This window comes from Paenibacillus sp. FSL R5-0345 (assembly GCF_000758585.1).
GTDB lineage: Bacteria > Bacillota > Bacilli > Paenibacillales > Paenibacillaceae > Paenibacillus_AQ.
The window spans coordinates 5,546,725-5,569,307 of record NZ_CP009281.1 but is presented as its reverse complement, the minus strand read 5'-3'; the positions used below and the strand labels follow the sequence as shown (position 1 = coordinate 5,569,307).

The window sequence follows — 22,583 nt, the reverse complement described above, 5'->3', positions numbered from 1 at the left end:
CAATGGGGATTCATTCTTCTTGTTCTTTGGTGAGATCGATATTATTTGAGCTATTCTGACTCGACGACACATCAATAGGTGAATTTTGTTCTGGGGTATCCTTTTTCGGGGGGCGCCCCTTTTTCTTTTCACCAGTTATTTTTGACTTGCTCATATATTTTTCGATGATTTCTTGTCTATGTTGAGCAATTAACTCTTGAACTTCTTTTTCATGTCGTAATGTTGTAAGTTCGAGCGTTTGTTTAACTCCTCTAAGCTCATTAGATAACTCTACGAATTCCCCTTGGTTGAACTCGGAAATAAGAATATTTTGACGTTCAAGTTCAGACTGTAAGTGGAATATAGTTTCTTTATGAGCATAATTTAATTCTTCTAACTGCTTCCACGATTTTCGAATCTCCGATAAATCACGTGTGACCTCTACTAATTCTCTGTTTTGGGTTTGTACTTGTTGTTCTAAGTCCTCTATAAGAACTTGTTTTTCCAAAGTGATTTTCTCGATTAATGTAGTATTGTGGCTGTTATCATCGATAATTTTTTTTATAAGTGAGGTGAAAATTTCGTTGATCCGCGAAGTATGTTCTTGAAGTGCTTCTAAGTCGCTTAAGTACTTTTTTGCATTATCATGATGCTTGTACATTTGAAGCTCGTATAAAGCGACGACACTTTCAAACCATTCTTTGTGGTTTAATCCTGATGCGGAGATCATTGAGTTAACTTTTTCTTTGATTTCTGGGTTCACTTTAACTCCAAATGTTTCTAACGCCATATTTAGCCCTCTCTCCTTGAGCATTAACCAGGTTAACCTGATTAACATCGACGATAACTGGAATTTATCCGTTATCAGATTATATGGAGCAGAGGACGGCAATATCACCTAGTAGATTGAAGGAATAAATTCTATATGGAATAGGACAATCTTATTGAGTAATAGGCATTACCAAGAGGTGATGTCTGTGCAGCTCAAGATCGTGTTTAAGTCCAGTGAATCGGAAAAGTCACTTGAGAAAATCATTGAAGAATTGATTGATGATACCATTCGGAAGGTGCTCATCAATCATCCAGGCATAAGTTATAACAGGGAGACATCGAAGGACAGACTACCATGATGAATCAGGTGATATTAATATGATAAATCCTAATGTAACGGCTATATATGTTCGTGTATCAACCACAAAGGAATCGCAAAAAGATAGCCCTGAGCATCAAAGAGGGCTTTGTGAAGAGAAAGCTAGAATTCTTGATTTAGATGTACAGTATTCATACGAAGACCGTGATACAGGAACATCCATTGTCGCACGGGAAGAAATCCAAAAATTGATACAAGATGCTAAAGCTAATTATTTTAGGACGATAATATTCGCGTCATTATCGCGGTTTTCACGGGATACGCTTGATTCACTTAACTTAAAGCGGATCTTAGTCGATGCGTTGGGCATTCGACTGATTTCTATTGAAGAGGGCTTTGATTCGCTGAAGGATAACGATGAACTTAAGTTTCAGATTATTTCTGCTGTAAACCAGAAGCTTAGCGAACAGATTAGTCTTTCATCCAAACGCGGGATTAGACAGTCTGCTCTTAAAGGGAATTTCACAGGAAGTGTTGCTCCGTTTGGATATAGAAAAATAGTGAATGGTGATAAAAAGACACTTGTACCTGACGAAAATGATAGGTATATCGTCGAACTCATCTACCACTTATATTTATCCCGTAAGATGGGCGAAAAAACAATTGTAAAATATCTTAATGAAGAGATGGAAATCCCCTCTCCAAAAGGAGGAGTCTGGGGAGTTACCACTATTCAGAGGATTCTAACTAATGAGGTATATACAGGACAGAATGTGTTTGGCAAATACGAAGTGAAAAAGGTTTACAACGACATTAACAATATGTCTGATCGAAGTAGAAAACAAGTGCAGCGCGATAAGACTAAGTGGGAGAGATCTACCGAACAAACTCACGAAGCAATCATTGATAAAGAAACATTCGGACTTGCCCAAGAGATTCGTTTGAAACGTGGTGGAGGAAGGCGCGGAGGGGTTAGAAATCGAGTGAATGTATTTGCTGGCATGATCTTTTGTAAACATTGTGGAGCGTCGCTGGTGAGTTGTAAGGGAAAGTCAAGCAAGGACGGCCCTGTATATCGATATTTGATTTGCTCAACTAGGAGACGGCAAGGTGAGATGGGGTGTGTTAACAATGCGTGGATACCGTATAACAATTTTAGAGATACCGTCATCAATGAAGTGAGCAAGAAGTTAAAGCAAGTTATTAATGTTGAATCTACAACGAGTGAAAGTAAAGATAGAATTCTAAAAAGAAAGTCGTCTAATGAAATGGACAAGGATCTTAAAAAGTTGGAGAAGGCAATTCAGGGGAATCGTAAGTTGTTATTCGAATTAAGAAAACAGAATATGCTTGGGGAGATTGATGAAGAACAATATCTTTTTGAAAAACAACAGTACGAACAGGAAATTACTTCACTTCAAACCGAATTAGCTAAAGCTACAGAGAACAAGGAAGATCAAATCAATATGGATAAAGTATACGATGAGATCAGAGCAGCATTGGAGAGCCTTGTTGATCTTGATTTTGATCGTTTGGATGAATTGAGACTTGTCTTGTCTAAATTGATTGAAAAGTTGGTTGTGAGTGTAGATGGCGAGGTGGAGATTTATACGCCTTTGGGGCAGTTAGAATCGTAAGTGTAGCACAATATCCTAATCCCTTTTATTATGACTCTGTTAAGTCCCAGTATTGTATTTTAATGTCGAACCAAATGGAAATATAGTATAATGTTGGTTATGAATGGGATCCCGCTTAAATATGAGTTTTTCAGCTGAAATTATGTGGGATATTCTTCTTTATGTCAATAAAATAAAAAAGGAGCAAGGAAATGGGGAAAGGTAAGCAAGAAAATAAGAAAAAATGGTCTCAAAAAAAGGAGAACTGGTGGATTACAGTAGGATTCATTATAGCCGTTGGTGCTATAGGCATCCCTTTCGTATTAATGAGATTATTTCAAAAAAAATTCGTTTTGATTAATTTTAATGAATTGGGTGTTGTTGGTGATTTTTTCGGTGGTACGACTGTCGGACTCCTGTCGCTAGCCAGCATTATTTTTGTTACAGCAGCAATCATTATGCAAAAGGAAGAACTAGAGTTACAGCGTAATGAAGTGCAAAAGACGAGGGAAGAATATGAAATTACAAATGCCACGATGAAAAAGCAACAGTTCGATAGCACATTTTTTAATATGATCAATCTACACCATGATATCACAAAAGATATTGTGATTGAAGACACTAAAGGTAGAGCAGTAATGGAAAAAATCCTTGAGAAGCTGAGATATGCTTACAATAATAATGTATATAAACCATACACAGCTAGGCTGAAACAGCAAGCAATAGAAGGGAATAAAGAATTACTAGATGATCTCGTTAGGAATGAGTTTTTTGATTTTTATTTCAATGATTTTATAGGTAAGAATGAACCAGAGGTACAATTTGGATTCAGAGAAAATGATATAGATACCAGCGGATACGATAATTTTCATGAAACTCTGAAAAAAGGAACAAATAAGAAATGGAATGATCTAAAAGTCCAATTAAATGAAAATTATGAAAAAGAAGTCTACAATAATGATGATAGTTACCTAACCTGGTTAAACAATCTTAGTTTTAATGGTGCTAAATCTTATTCTAGCGCATACACGGACAAGTTTAAGCAGGAGTTTATCGATGAACCGTTGAATGAACTGAAGGTTGCAGCTTTTGAAATGATTTATAACGAATATGAAAGTCAGATTGGCCATTACTTTAGGAATTTATATCGTATTGTAAAACTGATTCAAGATGAAAAGTTCCATGAAAATGAGTTGGAGAATAACAAAGAGAAGCGAAAGTATAGGGGCATACTGCGAGCTCAGCTCTCTTCATATGAACTTTTAGTTCTATTTTATAATTTGGTTTATTCTTCGAAAGGTAAAGGTTTTAAAGAATTATTGACGAATACAAATTTCTTTGATGATCATTTGAGTAGTAAAGACTTTATATGGGCTAATGATAATTTTGAATTGGAACAGATGGCTTCTCGATGAACAAGTAATGAAATACATATTGTGTTAACGAATTACGGAACTATCATATTTAGGCTACCTTAGGGTAGCCTTTTCTGAACTAGAGGGCAGTATAGCACAAAAAACTATCAAAAAGTTGGGAATGTTTATTTCTATACTAGTTATGTATATCATTTTATTCGTTAAATAAATACTCAGGGGGATTTATCATGAGTTTAGAAATGGACACTATTTACGATGAACATATTGCAGAGGAAAAATTAAAGCAGGGTACAAAATACGAAAAACTTGCAGCAGTGGTATTCAAAGTATTAAATCAAAACGATGTTGTTATTCATGATTTAACTTTGCGAGGGGATGGAAAAAAAACAGGACATCAAATAGACGTAACAGTTCAAAGCCCAAATTCAACCATCTTAAAAAGGATACTAATTGAATGCAAAGATTATGACTCGAAAGTTGGTATAGGTATAATAAGGGATTTTTTTGGAGCGGTTTCACAAATAAAACCTGATGAAGCCTTCGTTGTTACCACCAAAGGGTATACAAAGGGAGCTAGATCTTTCGCGGAGGATGAGGGAATAAAATTAGCAATACTCAGAGGATTTAAAGAAGAGGACTGGGAGGGACGAATAAAAGCTATACATATCCAGGGTACACTCATATCTATGAACCAACCCAAATTAACTTGGGTACCAGCTAGTGAGCAGGAAGTGGAAAAGTTTAATTCCAATGCTGATCCAAAACACATCAATACAACTCAAGTTTTAGATGCAAGAAGTAATTACTTTTGTGATCAAAATGGTAATCCGATAGAAAATTTGCAATCTGTCTTAAAGCCAATACTCAACAGCCTTCCTAGGAATCCAGATGTTCTAACTACGGGATTTCATGAATTTGGAGAAATTAAATATGTCAATCTGATGGGTGTTCTAGTTGCAATAAAAGGATTTTATTACGAATTTTCAAGTAGCCAAAGTGTGATAGAAACCGTCGTTGACCAAGGAGGAAAAGTTGCTTTGTTAGTATTCAAAGTACTTGATGATGAATTGGACAAAGTTATTTATGACCAAGATCTGGATAAATTTACTTTTGATGACGATGGGGAAGTGACCTTCAAAAATAGCGAAGATGAACAATTAAGCTAACACGGGAAGCGATAGCGGAGGAACTTTTAGCTTTTGGTTCTTGTTTTCTTTTTGAAGTAACTGACATATGCATTCTTTTTCCAAAATATTATTTATTAGATTCGAAATCGTTGATATTAAGCTTTATGGATGGTGAACGGGGTGATGTAATGAAATCTCGTATTACGAAAAAATGCTCAGAGTAAAAAGATCTGAGCGTTTTTATTCTCGATCTATACTTAGCTAAAAGATTATATATTCCATATTGAAAGGGAGTTAGAACAATGACTACAACCCAATATACTATTTTACCTGCACATATCGGAGAGGTTGAACCAAATGTTTTTTTAGGAAAAGCTAAAGGCTACTATGATCGCACAGCTAGGAAAGCTGAAATGATTACATTACTACCAGGTTCGTATTTATCTAAACATATTTTTAATATCGGATGGGTTCCTGAAAACATTTCATATTTAATTCGTGAGGGGTTTATTGAAGAAAAGGCAAATGTCTACGAGGTTCTAAGACCTATTTGCGGTACTCCTAGCGGCACTGCGGCTTTTTCACAAGGTAAAGATGGGCCTTCAGCACCAAATGGCTATAAGGTTTGGAGATTTGCCAACGGAAAAAACATCGATGAGGCAGGAGAACGACCAGATAAAAAAGGTGGAGTTTAAAAGTAAAGGATCAGTTTTTTTGATGATGTGTAGCAATGACTTGTTCTTGTGTTAAGGAGAAATGTTAGTTCAATTACATTTTCATAAGGTGAATTTATTAAGAATAACAATCATGATTACCATAGCCTGTATTATTAGTGTGTTTCAAACCCTACCATGAATGTAATGCAAAAACTAAACGTTAAAGGCCGTTCACAAGCGGTTGTCGAGCTGATTAAGCTTGGGGAGCTGAAAATATAGCTGGCCAATGTCTTCGGAAGTGACGCGTTTAAGCCTTCTCCACCTTTAGGGGTGAGGGGAGGTTTTTTGTTGTTGTGGAACGCTAAAATCCCACTGCTGATCTTGATATTAGTTAACGGGCAGGATAGTTTAATTAAAAATCGAATACTTTTAGGTATGAAAAATTGGAAATAAATTCAACTTCGGTAGCTCATACATTACAAGGGGGAATCCTATTGACTCATGAAGAAGTTTTAGAAGGTGGTAATATGAATCGTATAGTTCGCAGAGAGAATACTGTTCTCCGCCCTACGGGTAGTTGGAGTCCGTGTGTTCATGAACTACTTCAGCATCTGGAGGAACAGAACTTTGAGGGTGCACCCAAGTTTCTTGGAACCGACGATTTAGAATACGAAATATTAACATTTATTCTAGGTGATGTTTCGGGTAATAAGTACCCAGAGCTTGAACCATACATGTGGTCTGACGAAACACTTGTGAGCTTAGCACAAATTTTGCGTAATTATCATGATGCGACTGCTGGATTTAATCTCAAATCGGAAAATAAATGGCAACTTAGCTATTCTGACGAAGGCCAACACGAAGTGATCTGTCATAATGACGCAGCATTGTATAATGTGGTATTTCAACAAGGATTGCCTGTGGCATTGATTGATTTTGATATGGCAGGTCCAGGTCCTCGTATATGGGACATTGCGTATACCCTGTACACTTCGGTTCCGCTTGCTAGCTTTGCACCTGACTATTCTTCAGGAAAAACAACGTTATATCGGTCCGATTTACACGCAGTAGAGCGAAGTCGGCGAATTCATTTGTTTTTTGAATCATATGGAGCTCCCATCCCCAAAGAATTGCAACAGTGGATTATTCAGCGATTGACTACACTTTGCGATACACTACGAAATGGTGCGGCCGATGGAAATCCTGCCTATCTAACAATGGTTGAAGAAGGACACCTGATGCACTATCAACGTGAGATTGAGTTTGTATCGGATAATTTTGAAGATTGGATAAGGAATTGAAGTGTTAGTACTTTTATAAACTTTTTAACATAAAGGGGGAGGGGCACAATGGATGCATTCGCAGCCGTTTCATGGTTAGGTATAATATATTATTTTTTATTAGCTATTGGTGGTCCAATTCTAATCATCTGGTTTGCCTTTTCTTATGTAAAAGGTATGAAAGAGCGTAACAAAATACTTAGGGAATTGGTCGAGAAATTCAACAAATAGAACAGAGGAAATACGCATTGAGTTGTGTGTAAACCTTAGCTACTTCGCTGAATAATTCGAGTAAATAAGGCTGTTAAAAAATGAGGTTATTCGATGCAGTTCTATTTTGAAGAAGACAATAATCAGATTGAAATCAAAAATCCTCAATTCGAGAATGTAAAGAGTTATTTAGGTGAAATGGATGGTAAAACAGCATCTTATTGCACATATGAATTAAATGACATTCATTATGTACAATGCGCTGGCTCTAAAAATGGCATGACTATCGAGTTTAGAAAACAAACAGATAATGGATTTCGTCACTTTGTTCTCGGTTATAAAAGCCTTATTAAGACTAAGATTGAGTTGCCTTATAGTGGTGGAAAGATACAAGTCAGGAGTAATGAAGTCATATCAGTAGCAGATGCCAAAGAAGTATTTTTTACTTTTCATTCAGATCAAAAAGTACCAGAAGGCTTCGTACTAAGAGAGACGACCGAAATGTTTTATTGAACTATCGGAGAACTATAGTTTAACATCATACTACAGCAGTTGAGTTGACCTTGGCTTGTTGTTTTTGTTGAATTAACGGGCAGGTTAATTGAAGGGTGTACGTTTATATAATAGAACAAATATAAGACAGTATTGGGGGATATGATATGCTGACTGAAAGGCAGAGATTACTTTTCGAAAAATTAAAAGTAATAAAAGACACTAATGTTGATTTATCAGTTGGAAGTTTCCACCCTCAATCAAACATTCGATGGGCTGATTCCGATTAAGCATTCAAATTTCTACGAAATAAATTGAACTCGGAAGAAGATCTAAAAGCACTTGCTGTAATTTAAAATGAACTCGCCGAGCAAGTGATTTATCGCATTCTGGAAATGATTGATGGTTATGGTGGGTTGAACTTTGAAGTGGATTTGATTGACCAAGAGACCAAGCAATCTTTACGTGATGGAATACAGTTACATGATAAGTTCATAGATTATTTATACGAGACAGAATGAAACAATAAAAGCCAATATTATCTTCTTCAACTCCCATGAAAATTAAATCCGCGAAAAACCAAAAAGACAATAAGCTGAAAATAAAAAATGAGGCTGGTGCAGCAACTAGAGTAGGATTAATCTCCCATGAGTGCTTCCCAAAAGGGAGCGACAACTAACAGGCAGGATAGTTGTAATTTATATGTCGAGCTAAGGTGGTGGCTGAAAAGGTGGATAAGAAATGGCTGGCATATCGAAATTATCCAGAACCATCTGGGACCGAATATCAGCATTCCAATTTAATAGACAAAGCTGAAGTTGAATTTTTATTTGATTATTGTCAGATATTAGAGGCGATGATTTCAAGAGATGGTTGGAAAGTATTGATTGACTATCATGGTTTCCAAGAACTTTATAGAATCAATAAAAAAAGTGGTTGGTTTGACTCCGATAACCTCGAAGATTTTATTTTTGAAGTCGAATCACATATTGATTCATTGCCTGAACTTTAAACAACGGGAAACGATACTTAAATAAACATGATAAGGCAGTCGGTCAGTCAAGTTGATCTGCTGCCTTTGTTCAACTCCCATGAAAATTAAATCCGCGAAAAACCTCAAAAAGACAATAATAAATTAGACCTAGCCGAATGATTTTTAAAAAGGCTGAGCCTGAGAAGAGTTATGAAATTAAAGTACCAAAGACCTTTCAAAGCTGAAAAAAAATGAGGCTGGTGCAGCAACCAGAGTAGGATTAATCTTCCATGAGTGCTTCCCAAAAGGGAGCGACAATCTGTGATGCACCGCAGTCGTTGGAGTCAGACTAACGGATGGGCTCTAAGGCACCATAGTTGATCGACCTTCTTCTCCCAGCCATCCCATTTTCATCATCTGTGGTGCGTCGCTTGCGCTGCATGCATGACTAGTGGGAAACGAGAGTTGAATATGCAAAGAAGGCAGCTGGTCAAATTGATCAGTTGTATTTATTAAGCTAAAGGGGAGTTTAGTTGAACAAGATAAGTGGAGGTTTTATGTCGTATTTGACGCATACTACTCACTAGTAAATTCCATAGGAGCTCGTTTTGAAGGTTCCAATTTAAAAGCAACAGCAGTCTTAAACTTATAAATAAAGTCTTAGACTACTGTTGGTTCATTTAACTAACGTTACCCGTTAGCTTGACGAATCTTGCTGAAGGTTCTGATGTGTGATTAAGTATTTATCGGAATTCTATTCTTTTTTGAATAACAGACCTTTAGTTACTATCCTCTTTCTTGTATAATTCTGGATATTTCGGGTTTTTAATTTCATTTCCAAATTGCTTTTCACTTATTACAAAGTCACTAAAGTATCCATCAATCATAAATGATAATCTTTCATTATAGTATAGAGCCTTATCAATTGATGGGTAATCTGAGATTTTATATAAATCGTTATCATCGTGGTGATACAAGAAACATTCCATAACTCTCTTATAAATTTCAAACATCTTTTTAGTAAGCATTTTGTCTAAATCTTGATTTAGAGTATCTTTCACTATCTCAATTGCATCATTATAATACTCCCAAAATAGTTTCTCGTTAAATCTTGATTCTTCAACAAGTGAATATAAAAAAGAACCTTCGATATTATTATAATTGTCATCAATAATTTGATAAGTCTTTGTCATTTTCTTACCCTCCCAATTCCTTTACTCTACGAAATTTTCGAAAGCATCTTTTTCGTTTTCATCACTGTTATAGTATTCTAATAAATATTTAAACTATCCTGCCCAGTAGCTTAAGGGACATCAAAAGTCTAATACTTTCCAATAGATAATGCGCAGTACGAAGATATTGTGTAATAAAAGAAAGCGTGATTATTCAACTAACGGGCAGTTTAGTTAAAGTTCAAACTGGTAGTATAATGGTAATAAACTTGAGTTGAATAATGTAAAGTAGGTGATGCTAATTAAGATTTTTGGTATTTTTGTTATGTTGATATTTTTCACATTGCTTATAATTTCACCGAATAAAAGCTATGCATGGTCGTGTGCAAATAGTTCAGAACCGAAAGAATTGTTTAAAAGACACGATTCAGTTTTTATTGGTAAAGCAATAAAGACATCGTTTGAAAATGTAGGTCATTTAAACCCCAAAAGTAGAGTTACGTTTGAAGTCACATCAACACTTAAAGGGAATTCATACGATATTGTCACTGTTGTTACTGCCGTTGGTGGAGAGTTTCCTGAAGGTAAAGAGTATCTTGTGTATGCTTACAAAACAACAAAGGACAATTATTTATATAAGTTTGAGGAAGGGGAATTAGCGATAGACACAGTTTGCGGCGGTACAAAAGAACTGTCGGTTGCAAAAAATGACCTTCTGCAAATTGATGAATTGAAAACATCGAATAAAGTTTTTGTTTATTTAATTATCGCCATGATTTCTTTACTTGTAATTGTTTCGTTAATCATTATTTTAAAACGAAACCGATAAAAAAAGGATTAAGCTAACGGAACACGATAGTTTAAATTAACCGACTTTTCATTAGGTGGTTTTCTTAAGATCAACAATCAAGTTTACATATGCCTTTATTATTTGTGTATTTCAAACCACACCACGAATGTAATGCAAAAACTAAACGTTAAAGGCCGTTCACAAGCGGTTGTCGAGCTGATTAAGCTTGGGGAGCTGAAAATATAGCTGGCCATGTCTTCGGAAGTGACGCGTTTAAGCCTTCTCCACCTTTAGGGGTGTGGGGAGGTTTTTTGTTGTGGTTTTTGAATTAATAATAAGCGATTATATCCTGCGGAAAGACACTGCTATTCCCGACGATTTAAATTCCGAAATATTAATTTTGGCTGCAGTTTATGGATTGACGGATATTGGGAATGGTTGTAAAATCATGTTAAAGTTAAAACCTTTATACTTTTGAAAAAGTTCTAATACTTTCTATAAAGGGGGAACTGACATTCAATGTTCGATTCTCAGTCAGGACGTAGTTGTGACGAGTTGAGTTAATCTTTTTATTTCCCCTAAAAGTTATAACGTTTAAACTATTGAACTTGGAGGCATAGAAGCTTAGATGAATATACATGATGTAGCCAAAAAGTCGGGACTTTCTGTAGTGACCGTATCCAGGGTGCTTAACAATTTACCATCTGTACGTGAAGCTAATAGACAGAAAGTGCTCGAAGCAATGGAGGAATTGAATTATCAGCCTAATTCAGCAGCGCGAAGTCTTGTGAGGGGCAAAACGGGAGTCATTGGTATGTCGATTACCAACTTTAACGATTCTTTCTATGACCGCGTGATTCGCGTGGTGAACCGGAAGCTGGCAGAACAGGGTTACTTCTTGGCCCTGTCCATAGCCGAGAATGAGGATGAAGGTGTTAACTTCCTGTTTCAGAAGGACCGCGTTGACGGGATTATCCTGTTGTCTCCGATTGAGGAAAAAGAATATGTGGATGAGCTGAAAAGAAAAAACATTCCGTTTGTCTTGCTGGATAACCAGCTCCAGCATGAGGATGTTCCCAGTGTTGTCGTCGATAACTATCAAGGGGGGTATGAAGCAACCAAACACTTGATTGGTCTTGGACACACCCAGATCGCCTACATCGGTGGCCCTTCGGTGTTCCTGAGTGTAGCGGAGCGTAAGCGGGGTTATGTACAGGCGCTGGGTGAAGCGGGGCTAACGCCTTTTGGTACGGAATATTGCGGATTTACGGTAAGTAGCGGTTATGAGGTAGCTAAGAGATGGATTCGTGAAGATAAGCTGCCCACAGCCATTTTTTCTGGAGACGATTTTATTGCTCTAGGTGTTGTTCAAGCCCTGCGTGAGGAGGGAATTCTGGTACCTCAGGATATCTCAGTGGTTGGTTTTGATGATCAGCAGTTCGTAGGTGAATTTTATCCCCGATTGACGACAGTCAGACAGCCTGAGGCGCAAATGGGCAGCATTGGTGTTGATTTGCTGATGAAATTAATTAATGGGGAGGTGATGCCAGCTGTTGTAACGAAGCTCGCTCCTCAGCTTCTCGTGCGTGAATCCACCGCATCTGTAAGGTTAACCTAAATATTAGGAGTGAAACGAATTGTGAAGTACTTTTTGGGAGTCGATGCAGGGGGCAGCAAAACTTATGCAATGATTGCAAATGAACAGGGAAAGGTCATTGGTGTAGGCAAGGGAGGGAACGGGAATCATCAAAATAATCGTGAGCAAGCGGAGAACAGTTTGCATCAGGCTGTATCGGGAGCGATTATAGCGTCGGGGCTGACAAAGGACCAGATAGAGTATTCCTGGTTCGGTCTGGCTGGAGCGGACAGAGAATCCGATTTTCGAATTTTACGACCAATCATCAGCAGACTTGGCCTTCCCCGAACTGAGATTTCCTGCGATACCTGGATTGCCTTGCGATCAGGTACAGAGAGTAATTATGGGATCGTGCTGATCTGCGGCTCGGGAGTGAACTGCACCGGTAAAAATCCGCGAGGCGTTACGTACCAATGTGGTGGATTTGGTTACCGGTTCGGTGATTACGGCGGAGGCTATGATCTAAGTATTGAGGTATTCCGTAGCGTTCTTCGGGCGGATGAAGGAAGAGAGAAAGAGACTGTCTTAAGCGAACGTTTAATTCATTTGTTGGGCTATTCCAGTGTTTCGGAGCTAAGAGAGGATCACCTGGATCATTCCAGAGACTTGCCTCCCCATATTGCTGAGCTGCTGTTTCAAGCGGCAGATGAAGGAGACCAGGTTGCCATCGAACTGCTGACCAAGCAAGGGGATGAGCTGGGTTTGGCAGCGGCATCGACAATCCGCCATTTGGATATGGAGGAGGATTCCTTTGACATCGTACTTGCAGGCAGCCTATTAACCAAGGGAGATCGCTCAGGCATCATCCGGCGGGCCATTGAACAGAGAGTGAAGCATTCGGCTCCAAATGGCACTCTAAGGATTCTAACCCGGGAGCCGGTTGTAGGCTCGGTCGTTCTGGCGATGGAAAGCTGCGGTATGCGTGTATATCAGGAGGTTCTTGGTCGTCTATCACTGGGTAAGGAGGGGCTATTATTATGAAGGATACTTTGAAGCTCGTTGTTATCGGAGCGGGTTCATCATATACGCCTGAGCTTATTGAAGGCATCATCTTGCATTACAAAGAGCTTCCGGTCCGCGAAATATGGCTGGTGGATATTGAGGCGGGAAGGGAGAAGCTACATACGATTGCGGAACTGAGCAAGCGCATGATTGCTGAGTCCGGATTGCCGATTACCGTGGCCCAGACGCTTGAGCGCAGGGAGGCCATCGCCGGAGCAGACTTTATCTGCACCCAAATCCGGGTGGGCATGCTTGAAGCGCGAAAATGGGACGAATTAATTCCGCTTCAATACAATGTCATCGGTCAGGAGACGACGGGTCCCGGAGGGATGATGAAAGGACTACGGACTATTCCGGTCATTCTGGATATTTGCAAGGACATTGAGGAGCTGGCTCCGGATGCCTGGTTGCTGAATTTTACGAATCCGGCCGGTATGGTGACTGAAGCTGTTCACAAATATTCATCCGTAAAAAGCGTAGGCCTCTGCAACTCGCCTATCGGTTTTCAAAAGTGGCTCTCCGAGTTCTTCGGACTTCCTATGGAGAAGATCTACGCGGAGTTTGTCGGCATCAACCATCTGCATTGGGTATCCGATGTCGTGATTGACGGTGAGAGCAAGCTGCAGGAGCTCATTGATTACCCTCAGAGCTACAAGGCGAGCAATGTGCCGTTTGATTCCTGGAACCACCGGTTTCTGAATGCTTTGAAAGCCATCCCCTCTTATTACCTGAGCTATTACTATCTGACAGACACGATGCTTGCGGAACAGAAGGAAGCAGCAGTAACGACCGGGTCGCGCGCTGAGGTAGTGAAGAAGGTGGAGGAGGAGCTGTTTGAGCTGTACCGGAACGTAGAGCTGAAGGAGAAGCCAAAGCAGCTGGAGCAGCGCGGCGGAGCCTATTACTCGGAAGCAGCAGTGCTGCTAATGCGCTCCATTTATAATGATTTCCGCGATATCCAGACGTTGAATGTAAGGAATAACGGAATGATTGACTTCTTGCCGGACGATGCCTCCATTGAGGTGAACTGTTTGGTAACTAGACAAGGTCCGCTGCCGATTCCGATGCGCAAAATTCCTCAGTCCATCAAAGGCCTGCTAGCCGCGGTCAAGCAATACGAGAGCCTCACCATCGAGGCGGCTGTGCACGGAGACCGGGATATGGCCCTGCAGGCTATGGTACATCATCCGCTCGTGCCCTCGGTCACCGTAGCAGAACAACTGCTGGATGAAATGCTAGAGAAGAACAAAGCGTTTTTGCCGTTGTTTCACTAGAATCGTCCAGAGGAGGAAAAACGGATGAACACGGCCGAGAAACCAAGTAGATGGAAGAAATTCACCAGTCAATTGGATTTGCAGTCCATGGTTTGGCCGGGAATTATCTTTGTATTCATTTTTAGCTACATTCCGATGTATGGTGTGGTTATGGCGTTCCAGCAATACGATATTTTTGGCGGCATTATGAAGAGTCCCTGGGTTGGATTTATGCATTTCAGAATGTTCTTCGAGGCACCGGAGTTCTGGAATGTGATGCGAAATACCATTGTGATCAGCTTGCTTAAATTGATTATCTCTTTTCCTGCCCCGATTCTTCTTGCACTGATGCTGAATGAGATCGGGAATATGGGCTTTAAACGCGTTATCCAGACCGTCAGCTATTTACCTTATTTTTTGTCCTGGGTTATTGTATCTGGTTTTGTATTTTCGCTGTTATCCGTTGACAACGGAACGGTGAACTATGTGCTGGAGCGATTCAATCTAGTCGGGGAGCCGGTTAACTTCCTGGCGTTACCCAAATACTTCTGGTCCATTCTAGTAAGTGTAAATGTATGGAAGGAGGTCGGATTTGGGAGCATTGTTTATCTGGCTGCAATTGCAGGCATTGATCCGACCCTATATGAGGCCGCTTCTATAGACGGAGCAAGCCGTTTTAAGCAAATTCACTTAATTACACTCCCCAGCATTACCCCCATTATCATCATCTTTATGATTCTTGCCATCGGCAGTCTGCTCAGTGCGGGCTTCGAGGATATTTTGCTGCTGGCAACCAATCCAATTCTTCGACCCTACTCCGATGTTATCGACACCTATGTGTACCGTGTTGGGATTTTGAATGCTAGATTCTCATATGCGACAGCGGTAGGACTATTTAAAGCAGTCATCAGTGTCATTCTGCTAGTGGTGGCCAACAAAATTGCCCGCCGGGCAGATGTTAGTCTCTGGTAGGTACTACTGTTCATAGCGAATGCTTCCGATGCAAGTTTTATTGCGATGTATCGGCTGTAAGTAATGCTCCATAAACCTTTTAGGAGAGGTGAACAATGAGACTAAGCCTAGGCGACAAAATCATGCAGCGGACTATTTATATCCTTTTGACGCTGCTGGCGTTACTCATGCTGTACCCGTTTTGGAACGCACTCGTCATTTCCTTTAATCTAGGGAGCGATACGGCGCTCGGCGGCGTAACCTTGTTACCGAGAGCATTTACTCTGGAAAATTATTATATTGTGTTTCAGGATCATCGCCTGCTGAATTCTTTTCTGATCACCATTCTTAGAACATTGAGCGGTACGGCGTTGTCCGTCTTTTTCACGGCCCTGTTAGCTTATGGAATGTCCAAGAAAACATTGCTTTTTCGAAAACAATATATGGTGTTCTTCATGATTACGATGTTCTTCAGTGGAGGGCTCATCCCTAGTTATTTACTAGTTCGCTCTTTGGGTATGCTGGACACCTTTTGGGTTCTGATTATCCCCGGCATCATCAGCGTCTGGAACATGATTGTCATCCGCACCTTCTTCAACGCTTTGCCTGAGGGGCTTGAGGAATCGGCCAAAATCGACGGTTGCAGTAACTACGGCATTTTCTTCCGAATCGTTATTCCCGTCTCCGGCCCGGTGCTGGCCACGATTGCTTTATTTACTGCGGTTGGTTACTGGAACGACTGGTTTACGGGAGCGATCTATATTACGAAGGACGAACTGCTTCCCATACAGACTCTGCTGCGGCAGGTTATGAACTCCAACATTATGACCCAAATTGGTTCATCGAATGCCATCGCGCTGGATCATATGAACCGAAATCGGACGATTACTACGAAGTCACTGACCATGGCTACGATGATGATCGCTACTATTCCGATTATCCTGACGTACCCTTTTCTCCAAAAGTACTTTGTTAAGGGCGTAATGATCGGTTCATTGAAAGAATAGCAGCAGTCTCCATATTATGTAGAAAGAAGGGAAAAGAATGGGCAATCGTATGAAATGGGTATCGCTTCTGCTGACTTCGCTGGTGCTTCTTCTCGCTGCCTGTAGCGGAGGGGGGAATTCTAACACTTCACCAAACACAAGCGAGAAAAATCTGAATACCGAGGTCGCCACTGATGACGGCAGCGGGATTAAGCCCGTCACCTTCAGCTTCTATGGAAATTACGACTGGCTTACGACATCACCCTGGGGGGATAATGAGGCGACAAAATGGATTCAGGAGAACCGTAAGGTTACTGTTGAACCGATTCAATCGGGAGGTGCGGCCGGAGAAAAACTCAACACGATGATCGTCGGTGGTGATTTACCGGATGTCATTTTTACTGACCGGGGATCCTCAGTGGAACGGCTGGTGCAGGCAGGGCAACTTGTTGCGCTGGATGATTACTATGACAAGTATCCGAACTTCAAGAAATATGTGAAGGAATCCACCCTGAATTTGCTCCGTTCAGATGACGGAAAAATCTATCAAATCCCCAACTGGTATACATCCGGGCAATTCGGCAACGGCGGATGGATGGTAAATAAAGATATTTATAATGAGCTCGGCAGACCGGCGCTGGAGACCTTTGATGATTTGTATCAATATTTACGCTTGGTGCAAGAGAAGTATCCGGATGTTGTACCCCTGGAGGTTGGCGAAAAGGGGGCAGGTCTGGAAATTATGTATGGCGGTTTTAAGGAGAACTCCACCAGTAAGTTCATTTCACTCATGGGATATCCGGAAGGCGACAAGCTGTCATCTATCTTGGACGATCCTGCCTACGAGGAGATGGTGCTGTATATCAATAAGCTGTATCGTGAACGGCTGATTACGCAGGATGCACTGCAACAAACCCAGGATGCGGTCAAAGAAAAGGTCAATACCAGCCGGGTAGCGGTCATGGTCGAATCCAATATCACTACGTATGGAGCCGAGGGACACCGTGCACTGACTGCGAACAATCCGGACAGCGGTTATGAAATTATATGGCCGATTCATAAAGCCGGAATAGACAAAACACAAGTGTTTGTAAGCGGTTTCGAGACACTGGGTTGGAACGTCAATGTCATTACGAAAAAGGCCAAGGATCCGGAGGCCATCTTCGCTTACTTTGACTGGATTACGGGTCCAGAGGGACAGAAGGTGCTTTTCTTCGGTCCTAAAGGCTTGTACTGGGATGAGGAGGACGCAGACGGAGCACCAATTCCGAACGAGAAATACAAGACGACTCCTGCTAACGAGCGTACGGAAACGATGAGAAAATTCGAGGACTTTAACTGGGCAGGAAATACGACCTTTATTGATACGGCAAAAATGAGCCTCGAGGCGCTGCTTTCTGCGAATCAGAAATCATGGGAGACGGTGGCGCAGTCCACGGTCACCTGGAAAACCGCGCTGGACATTACGGAATTTGTGAATACCGATCCGCTTCCAGATACGGAGATCGGTATCATCGCACAGAATGTAGGGGATATTTATACCCTTGCTTACGCACAAATGGTTCAGGCGAAGTCGGATGAAGAGGTATTGTCGGCACTGGAGACAGCCAAAAAGAACACCCAAAAAGCGGGCCTGGATAAGCTGCTTGAGTTCAGAACCGAAAAATGGCAGGAGAATGTCAAAAAAATCAACGCGACGAAATAAGACTTTTATTAAATCTTATACTTGTGGAGGCGATATTATGGCATTTGCGCTGAGGTCGAAATTCATAGCAATGTTAAGCTTCGTATTAGTTTCTTCGATAGCAGGTGGTTCCGTGCCGGCTAAGGCCGATGTGGAGAGTAATCCCCCTTTTGAAACGGAAGTGATTGTACGGACAGTAAACCAGTTTAAGAATACGGCGGATGTCCATAATTTCATCCAGCTGTCCACAAGCTACGGTGTCGATGTCATCAGCATGAACGTGAAGCAGGATGAAGATGATGAGGTTCCGTCTGGAAGTGTATTTTATCAGAGCGATATCGCTCCGATCGCGCAAGGCTACGAGAATTTCGATGCCCTGCAGGCTGTCATTACAGCAGCCCATGCTGCAGGAATCAAGGTTCATGCCTGGATTCCTCAGTTCCATGATCAGCAAGCCTTCCTTGCTCACGATGAATGGCAGATGCAAGCACTGGTTGACGGGGTTCAGACTCCTTTCACAGGTTCTAACGGCAATGAATACTTCGTCAATCCGATTCACCACGAAGTGCAGCAGTATGAGCGTTCCATCATTCAGGAAGTGATCGAGAATTATGCTGTTGACGGTGTTGTGCTAGACTGGATTCGTTTCGACAATTACAACATGGACGTCAGCGATTACACGGTTGCGAAGTATCAGGCGCAGTTCGGCTATTCCCCGCTCAGCATTAACTTCAATACGGATTCCCCTCAGCGTGAGCAGTGGAATGAATGGAGAACTGAACAAATTGGACAGTATGTAGGCGATATCCGTGAGGATATTTCCGCATCCTCAAATCCGGATGTGCAGCTCGGTGTGTATATCTTGCCGCCGGAATTTACAGAGGTTGGACAGAATGTAGCCAAATTCAAGGATGATATCGACTTTGTCGCACCGATGGCGTACTTTGATGACTGGGAGTTCAATAGTGATTGGGTATACAGCACTTCTTACGGCATTCTGAAGGATACGAACGACCGGATCAGTGGCAGCGACGTGGAGATTGTAGCCACACTGGATAATGACTGGACTGATGATCAATATCAGGAGATTTACAAGGGAATCCGCGAGAATTATCCGGATGTGAAGCGCCTGTCGTTCTTTGCCTACGGGGTCTGGCCAGAAGATGAATTGGCCAATATTAAGGAACGTGAAACCTGGCCGACGCCGGGCTGGACGCCTCCGGTAGAACAAGACTATCCGGCTCAATTACCAGTAGGATGGAAGGCTCGGAATATCGGTTCCATGCCGGGGAACGTTACCTACAATTCATCCAATAAGCAATTTACACTCAGCAGCACCTCTACGGATATTTGGGGAAATGGAGATCAACTGAATTATATATACAAATCCGTGAGTGGCAATGCGGAGATTATTGTAAAAGTACAGTCCACTAGCCGATTGGACGGCTGGGCTAAGGCCGGTATTATGATTCGGGAGTCGCTGGGGCATAATTCGAAGCACGCAGATATGATGCTTACCCCTGAGAATGGGGCAACCTTCCAGTATCGTGCAGAGACAGCGGGCAATATGGTTGACCATACTGCGGCTGCCTCGGCTCCAAGATGGCTAAAGCTGACCAGAAGCGGAAATACCTTCAAAGGGGCTATTTCGGCGAATGGGAATAACTGGCAAACGGTCGGAACTGTTCAGATCCCGATGAATCGCAAGGTGTATATTGGCATAGCGCTTAGCAATCCGGGGGATGATTCGAGGAATAAGGCCGTGTTTGGAAATGTGAAGATTACGGATTAAGTCTAATACAATAGCTTGGGGAGCTGAAAATATAGCTGGCGATGTATTCGGAAGTGACGCGTTTAAGCCTTCTCCACCTCTAGGGGTGAGGGAAGGCTTTTTGTTGATGATGTGTATTTACGGACTTTGCCAAATCCCTTTCTTGCATGGTTTTAAGCTGTTCTGCGGTCTTCTGTCACGTCAAGGAAAGCTCGGCCAGTCAACATGAAAAGGGATTAACTGGTTATTCTCCGGCTGGGCGCGGAAACTCCTGTATTGTATTGAATTGAATTAGAGGTGTAATTTCCTCATAGTGTTCTGAAAATGTCATTTATCGTGTAATACAAAGCATTAAGTTCTTCCATATAAACTGTTTTTATTTTAGTTTTATCAGGATTGTCACTTACCATTTCCATAAAAACATCCAGATCATTAATGATACCGTTAAGGCTTGCGCGCTTTAACAATTCTGAATCGGAAATATCATCTTTAAACGATAGTCTTAAGATTTCCATAGTGTCGTTTACAATATCCTTGAAATTTTCTTCTTCCCCATAGAAAGTTGCAATCTTTTTTAAGAAGTCTGCATATTTATCTGGTATTTTTGAATTTTCCGAAAAAATAATCATATATATCTTCTCCCTATATTCATTGAATTTTTAAACAGTTTAAGTCTTGGCCAGCTGTGAAATCACCTAATTGTAGTCAGGGATATTATAATTAGTTTTGGAACAATTGGCGGTTAAAAATGATACAGTAGTTCAGTTATAGTTGACCACTTCGAAAGCGGGTGCTGGTAATGCTAAAGACAGTATCAGTTATTTTTAATGAGCGGCCAAAAAGTTGGGGATTAAGAGGGGATCCATATCTTTGGGATGAGCTAGAGAATTACTTTCAAGAAGTGACTTATCCATGTACAGGTGAGGCGTTTGCACAGAGATTCAAATACGCGTTTGAGGAATTAACAGGAGGTAACTTAGATGATTTAGACAAACAAATCTATTGTGAGAAATACAGTCATGGTGGTATGTCCAGTGGTTATGTTTCTCTGGAGTTTTGGGTTGAAGTAGCGATTCCAATGCTAATTGAACGATTGAAGGAATTAGCAAATTAAATTGGTGAACAATAAAACGTTAAAGACCGTTCACAAGCGATTGTCGAGCTAATCAAGCTTGGGGAGCTGAAACTATAGCTGGCCATGTCTTCAGAAGTGATGCGTTTAAGACTTCTTCACCTTTAGGGGGAAGTTTTTTTGTTGTGTATGCGTATTTGCTAAAATAACATTCAATTGATAATCATTCTCAATACATATATAATGAATCCAAAGTACGGGGAAGCAGGGATGAGCATGGAGCGTAGCGATGGTCTGAGTGCAGCAGAAACAATTGATGCCCATAAGACGCTTATATGCGAGGGGTTTAATTTTACTTACCAGCTGGATGGGAGTCACTTTGAGATAAAACCACCGGTCGAACTAGGGGGAGGCAGCTGCCGGAGCCTGCTTACGCATGGGTATCTTCAGATGACGGATTTTGATCTCCGATTTAACCGGGATATTGAAGCGAAGGGCGAGTTTAGAACACCGCGTACGGAGCTTGTATTCTGCATGGGCCATGGAATTGAATGGGGTACCTCGCTGAAGCAGGACTATTTTGCCATAGATACAGGAGAAAGTGCGCTGCTTCACGGTGGAGTAAGAAGTGAGAATTGCACGTACCTTAGCGGAGCAGGCTACCGATTCCTAAGCATAGATATGAGTCCGGCACAATTTGAGCGGATGACCAGTGGATTGACTGAGGATACACGGCTCCGAGCCGGAGGAGGAACGGGTTTGTTATTTGGTAAAAGTGGTATCACGCCATCTATCCGGCTCATTCTGTCGCAAATTGCGGATTGTTCCTATGGTCAGGGTATGCGGGAACTCTATCTGGAGGGAAAAATGCTGGAGCTGATGGCGGTCTATCTCAATGAATCTTTATATGAAGCGGAGCGGATTCCAGGTTCGGTTAAGCTGTCTAAAGATGATATGGAGAGCCTGCGACTAGCCAAAGAAATTCTGCAGCGTGATTATTTACACCCACCGACACTGGCTGGCCTCTCTCGCATCATTTGCCTCAATGAGTTCAAATTGAAAAAGGGTTTTAAGGAAATGTTCGGTTATACCGTCCATGCCTATGTTATCGAACAACGTATGCAAAGGGCGCAGCAGCTGCTGGAACAAGGAAATATGACTGTAAGTGAAGCAGCTTCCAGGGTTGGATACGGGAATGTCAGCCATTTCTCAGCAGCCTTTCGCAAAAAGTTCGGTGTGCGTCCCGGAGAATATTTGATCAGCAGCAGACAGCGTTCTGTAGGAACTTGGATGTAAGCGCGTATCGAATAGAGATGCTCCTGATTTGATTAGTTATAATCCGGGAAGCGGTAGCAACCGTGAACAGCATTCTTATACACTAGTGCACAGAGAATCATTCTCAGTGCACTTTTTTTGTGCGTAATTATCAAGAGTGGGGGAACAGCTGTGAGTAAAACCAAAACTGGC

General features: G+C 41.2%; 23 protein-coding genes and 2 pseudogenes. 22 read left to right on the top strand and 3 right to left on the bottom strand.

All coding sequences use genetic code 11. The annotated features are described in order from the left end of the window. Positions 1 to 10: 10 nt before the first annotated feature. Positions 11 to 769, bottom strand: coding sequence for a hypothetical protein (locus tag R50345_RS24515; protein WP_042130822.1), 759 nt, complete (start codon positions 767 to 769; stop codon positions 11 to 13). Positions 770 to 956: 187 nt separating this feature from the next. Here R50345_RS24515 and R50345_RS31485 point away from each other — a divergent pair, with 187 nt between their 5' ends. The 11 genes and pseudogenes from R50345_RS31485 (at position 957) to R50345_RS24480 (ending at position 8,838) form a co-directional block, all read left to right on the top strand. Then, positions 957 to 1,109, top strand: a complete 153-nt coding sequence (locus tag R50345_RS31485; protein WP_156114868.1) for a hypothetical protein — start codon at positions 957 to 959, stop codon at positions 1,107 to 1,109. Between the two features lie 19 nt (positions 1,110 to 1,128). Next, positions 1,129 to 2,706: a recombinase family protein gene (locus R50345_RS24510; protein ID WP_042130821.1), complete on the top strand. Its 1,578-nt coding sequence runs from the start codon at positions 1,129 to 1,131 to the stop codon at positions 2,704 to 2,706. Positions 2,707 to 2,897: 191 nt separating this feature from the next. Continuing rightward, positions 2,898 to 4,100, top strand: a complete 1,203-nt coding sequence (locus R50345_RS30480) for a putative phage abortive infection protein (protein WP_052414721.1) — start codon at positions 2,898 to 2,900, stop codon at positions 4,098 to 4,100. Between the two features lie 188 nt (positions 4,101 to 4,288). Continuing rightward, positions 4,289 to 5,227, top strand: coding sequence for a restriction endonuclease (locus R50345_RS24500; RefSeq protein WP_042130820.1), 939 nt, complete (start codon positions 4,289 to 4,291; stop codon positions 5,225 to 5,227). Positions 5,228 to 5,490: 263 nt separating this feature from the next. Further along, the gene (locus R50345_RS24495; RefSeq protein WP_042130819.1) at positions 5,491 to 5,883 is read left to right on the top strand and encodes a DUF4357 domain-containing protein; all 393 of its coding nucleotides are present in this window, start codon (positions 5,491 to 5,493) and stop codon (positions 5,881 to 5,883) included. 141 nt (positions 5,884 to 6,024) lie between these two features. Further along, positions 6,025 to 6,123 (top strand): annotated as a pseudogene (locus tag R50345_RS32080) (helix-turn-helix domain-containing protein); the annotation flags it as partial. Between the two features lie 215 nt (positions 6,124 to 6,338). Next, entirely contained in the window at positions 6,339 to 7,145 is an 807-nt protein-coding gene (locus tag R50345_RS24490; RefSeq protein ID WP_231573913.1) for an aminoglycoside phosphotransferase family protein, read from the top strand. Between the two features lie 48 nt (positions 7,146 to 7,193). Beyond that, positions 7,194 to 7,355 (top strand): hypothetical protein, encoded by a 162-nt coding sequence (locus R50345_RS31480; protein ID WP_156114867.1) that lies wholly within the window; start codon positions 7,194 to 7,196, stop codon positions 7,353 to 7,355. A 93-nt stretch (positions 7,356 to 7,448) separates the two neighbouring features. Continuing rightward, a complete protein-coding gene (locus R50345_RS24485) occupies positions 7,449 to 7,847 on the top strand; it encodes a hypothetical protein (protein ID WP_042130818.1) in 399 nt (132 codons plus the stop codon). A gap of 353 nt (positions 7,848 to 8,200) precedes the next feature. After that, entirely contained in the window at positions 8,201 to 8,347 is a 147-nt protein-coding gene (locus tag R50345_RS31475) for a hypothetical protein (RefSeq protein WP_156114866.1), read from the top strand. Between the two features lie 209 nt (positions 8,348 to 8,556). Next, complete coding sequence (locus R50345_RS24480) at positions 8,557 to 8,838, top strand: hypothetical protein (protein ID WP_042130817.1); 282 nt, start codon at positions 8,557 to 8,559, stop codon at positions 8,836 to 8,838. A 740-nt stretch (positions 8,839 to 9,578) separates the two neighbouring features. Here the strand turns inward: R50345_RS24480 and R50345_RS24475 are convergent. Beyond that, positions 9,579 to 9,992 carry an Imm41 family immunity protein gene (locus tag R50345_RS24475; protein WP_042130816.1) on the bottom strand — a complete coding sequence of 138 codons (414 nt, stop codon included), beginning with the start codon at positions 9,990 to 9,992 and terminating at the stop codon, positions 9,579 to 9,581. A gap of 271 nt (positions 9,993 to 10,263) precedes the next feature. Here R50345_RS24475 and R50345_RS24470 point away from each other — a divergent pair, with 271 nt between their 5' ends. The 9 genes and pseudogenes from R50345_RS24470 to R50345_RS24435 all read left to right on the top strand — a co-directional run bounded on the left by R50345_RS24470 (position 10,264) and on the right by R50345_RS24435 (position 20,065). Then, the gene (locus tag R50345_RS24470) at positions 10,264 to 10,800 is read left to right on the top strand and encodes a hypothetical protein (protein WP_197069714.1); all 537 of its coding nucleotides are present in this window, start codon (positions 10,264 to 10,266) and stop codon (positions 10,798 to 10,800) included. 108 nt (positions 10,801 to 10,908) lie between these two features. After that, a pseudogene (locus R50345_RS31470) lies at positions 10,909 to 11,007 on the top strand (LuxR C-terminal-related transcriptional regulator); the annotation flags it as partial. 382 nt (positions 11,008 to 11,389) lie between these two features. Further along, positions 11,390 to 12,379, top strand: coding sequence for a LacI family DNA-binding transcriptional regulator (locus R50345_RS24465; RefSeq protein ID WP_042130814.1), 990 nt, complete (start codon positions 11,390 to 11,392; stop codon positions 12,377 to 12,379). A gap of 21 nt (positions 12,380 to 12,400) precedes the next feature. Then, positions 12,401 to 13,378, top strand: a complete 978-nt coding sequence (locus R50345_RS24460; protein ID WP_042130813.1) for an N-acetylglucosamine kinase — start codon at positions 12,401 to 12,403, stop codon at positions 13,376 to 13,378. Further along, positions 13,375 to 14,673, top strand: a complete 1,299-nt coding sequence (locus R50345_RS24455; protein ID WP_042130812.1) for a 6-phospho-beta-glucosidase — start codon at positions 13,375 to 13,377, stop codon at positions 14,671 to 14,673. The genes R50345_RS24460 and R50345_RS24455 overlap by 4 nt, the downstream gene beginning before the upstream one ends. A 24-nt stretch (positions 14,674 to 14,697) precedes the next feature. Further along, entirely contained in the window at positions 14,698 to 15,624 is a 927-nt protein-coding gene (locus R50345_RS24450) for an ABC transporter permease (protein WP_042130811.1), read from the top strand. 95 nt (positions 15,625 to 15,719) lie between these two features. Next, entirely contained in the window at positions 15,720 to 16,610 is an 891-nt protein-coding gene (locus tag R50345_RS24445) for a carbohydrate ABC transporter permease (RefSeq protein ID WP_042130810.1), read from the top strand. A gap of 37 nt (positions 16,611 to 16,647) precedes the next feature. Further along, on the top strand, positions 16,648 to 18,294 hold the full coding sequence (locus R50345_RS24440; protein WP_042130809.1) for an extracellular solute-binding protein: 1,647 nt from the start codon (positions 16,648 to 16,650) through the stop codon (positions 18,292 to 18,294). Between the two features lie 37 nt (positions 18,295 to 18,331). Next, positions 18,332 to 20,065, top strand: a complete 1,734-nt coding sequence (locus R50345_RS24435; RefSeq protein WP_042130808.1) for a family 10 glycosylhydrolase — start codon at positions 18,332 to 18,334, stop codon at positions 20,063 to 20,065. Between the two features lie 287 nt (positions 20,066 to 20,352). On the opposite strand, the gene R50345_RS24430 is transcribed toward R50345_RS24435, so the two are convergent. Then, on the bottom strand, positions 20,353 to 20,673 hold the full coding sequence (locus R50345_RS24430) for a hypothetical protein (RefSeq protein ID WP_042130807.1): 321 nt from the start codon (positions 20,671 to 20,673) through the stop codon (positions 20,353 to 20,355). 170 nt (positions 20,674 to 20,843) lie between these two features. Here R50345_RS24430 and R50345_RS24425 point away from each other — a divergent pair, with 170 nt between their 5' ends. Continuing rightward, positions 20,844 to 21,158: a hypothetical protein gene (locus tag R50345_RS24425; RefSeq protein ID WP_042130806.1), complete on the top strand. Its 315-nt coding sequence runs from the start codon at positions 20,844 to 20,846 to the stop codon at positions 21,156 to 21,158. A gap of 228 nt (positions 21,159 to 21,386) precedes the next feature. Further along, the gene (locus R50345_RS32075) at positions 21,387 to 22,412 is read left to right on the top strand and encodes an AraC family transcriptional regulator (protein ID WP_052414720.1); all 1,026 of its coding nucleotides are present in this window, start codon (positions 21,387 to 21,389) and stop codon (positions 22,410 to 22,412) included. The last annotated feature ends 171 nt before the right edge of the window (positions 22,413 to 22,583 follow it).

Coding starts and splice junctions, on each gene's coding strand:
- R50345_RS24445 (WP_042130810.1), top strand. CDS start 15,720: ATGAGACTAAGCCTAGGCGACAAAATCATGCAGCGGACTATTTATATC.
- R50345_RS24440 (WP_042130809.1), top strand. CDS start 16,648: ATGGGCAATCGTATGAAATGGGTATCGCTTCTGCTGACTTCGCTGGTG.
- R50345_RS24450 (WP_042130811.1), top strand. CDS start 14,698: ATGAACACGGCCGAGAAACCAAGTAGATGGAAGAAATTCACCAGTCAA.
- R50345_RS24485 (WP_042130818.1), top strand. CDS start 7,449: ATGCAGTTCTATTTTGAAGAAGACAATAATCAGATTGAAATCAAAAAT.
- R50345_RS24515 (WP_042130822.1), bottom strand. CDS start 769: ATGGCGTTAGAAACATTTGGAGTTAAAGTGAACCCAGAAATCAAAGAA.
- R50345_RS24475 (WP_042130816.1), bottom strand. CDS start 9,992: ATGACAAAGACTTATCAAATTATTGATGACAATTATAATAATATCGAA.
- R50345_RS24430 (WP_042130807.1), bottom strand. CDS start 20,673: ATGATTATTTTTTCGGAAAATTCAAAAATACCAGATAAATATGCAGAC.
- R50345_RS24425 (WP_042130806.1), top strand. CDS start 20,844: ATGCTAAAGACAGTATCAGTTATTTTTAATGAGCGGCCAAAAAGTTGG.
- R50345_RS24465 (WP_042130814.1), top strand. CDS start 11,390: ATGAATATACATGATGTAGCCAAAAAGTCGGGACTTTCTGTAGTGACC.
- R50345_RS24510 (WP_042130821.1), top strand. CDS start 1,129: ATGATAAATCCTAATGTAACGGCTATATATGTTCGTGTATCAACCACA.
- R50345_RS32075 (WP_052414720.1), top strand. CDS start 21,387: ATGAGCATGGAGCGTAGCGATGGTCTGAGTGCAGCAGAAACAATTGAT.
- R50345_RS24455 (WP_042130812.1), top strand. CDS start 13,375: ATGAAGGATACTTTGAAGCTCGTTGTTATCGGAGCGGGTTCATCATAT.
- R50345_RS24495 (WP_042130819.1), top strand. CDS start 5,491: ATGACTACAACCCAATATACTATTTTACCTGCACATATCGGAGAGGTT.
- R50345_RS30480 (WP_052414721.1), top strand. CDS start 2,898: ATGGGGAAAGGTAAGCAAGAAAATAAGAAAAAATGGTCTCAAAAAAAG.
- R50345_RS24435 (WP_042130808.1), top strand. CDS start 18,332: ATGGCATTTGCGCTGAGGTCGAAATTCATAGCAATGTTAAGCTTCGTA.
- R50345_RS24500 (WP_042130820.1), top strand. CDS start 4,289: ATGAGTTTAGAAATGGACACTATTTACGATGAACATATTGCAGAGGAA.
- R50345_RS31480 (WP_156114867.1), top strand. CDS start 7,194: ATGGATGCATTCGCAGCCGTTTCATGGTTAGGTATAATATATTATTTT.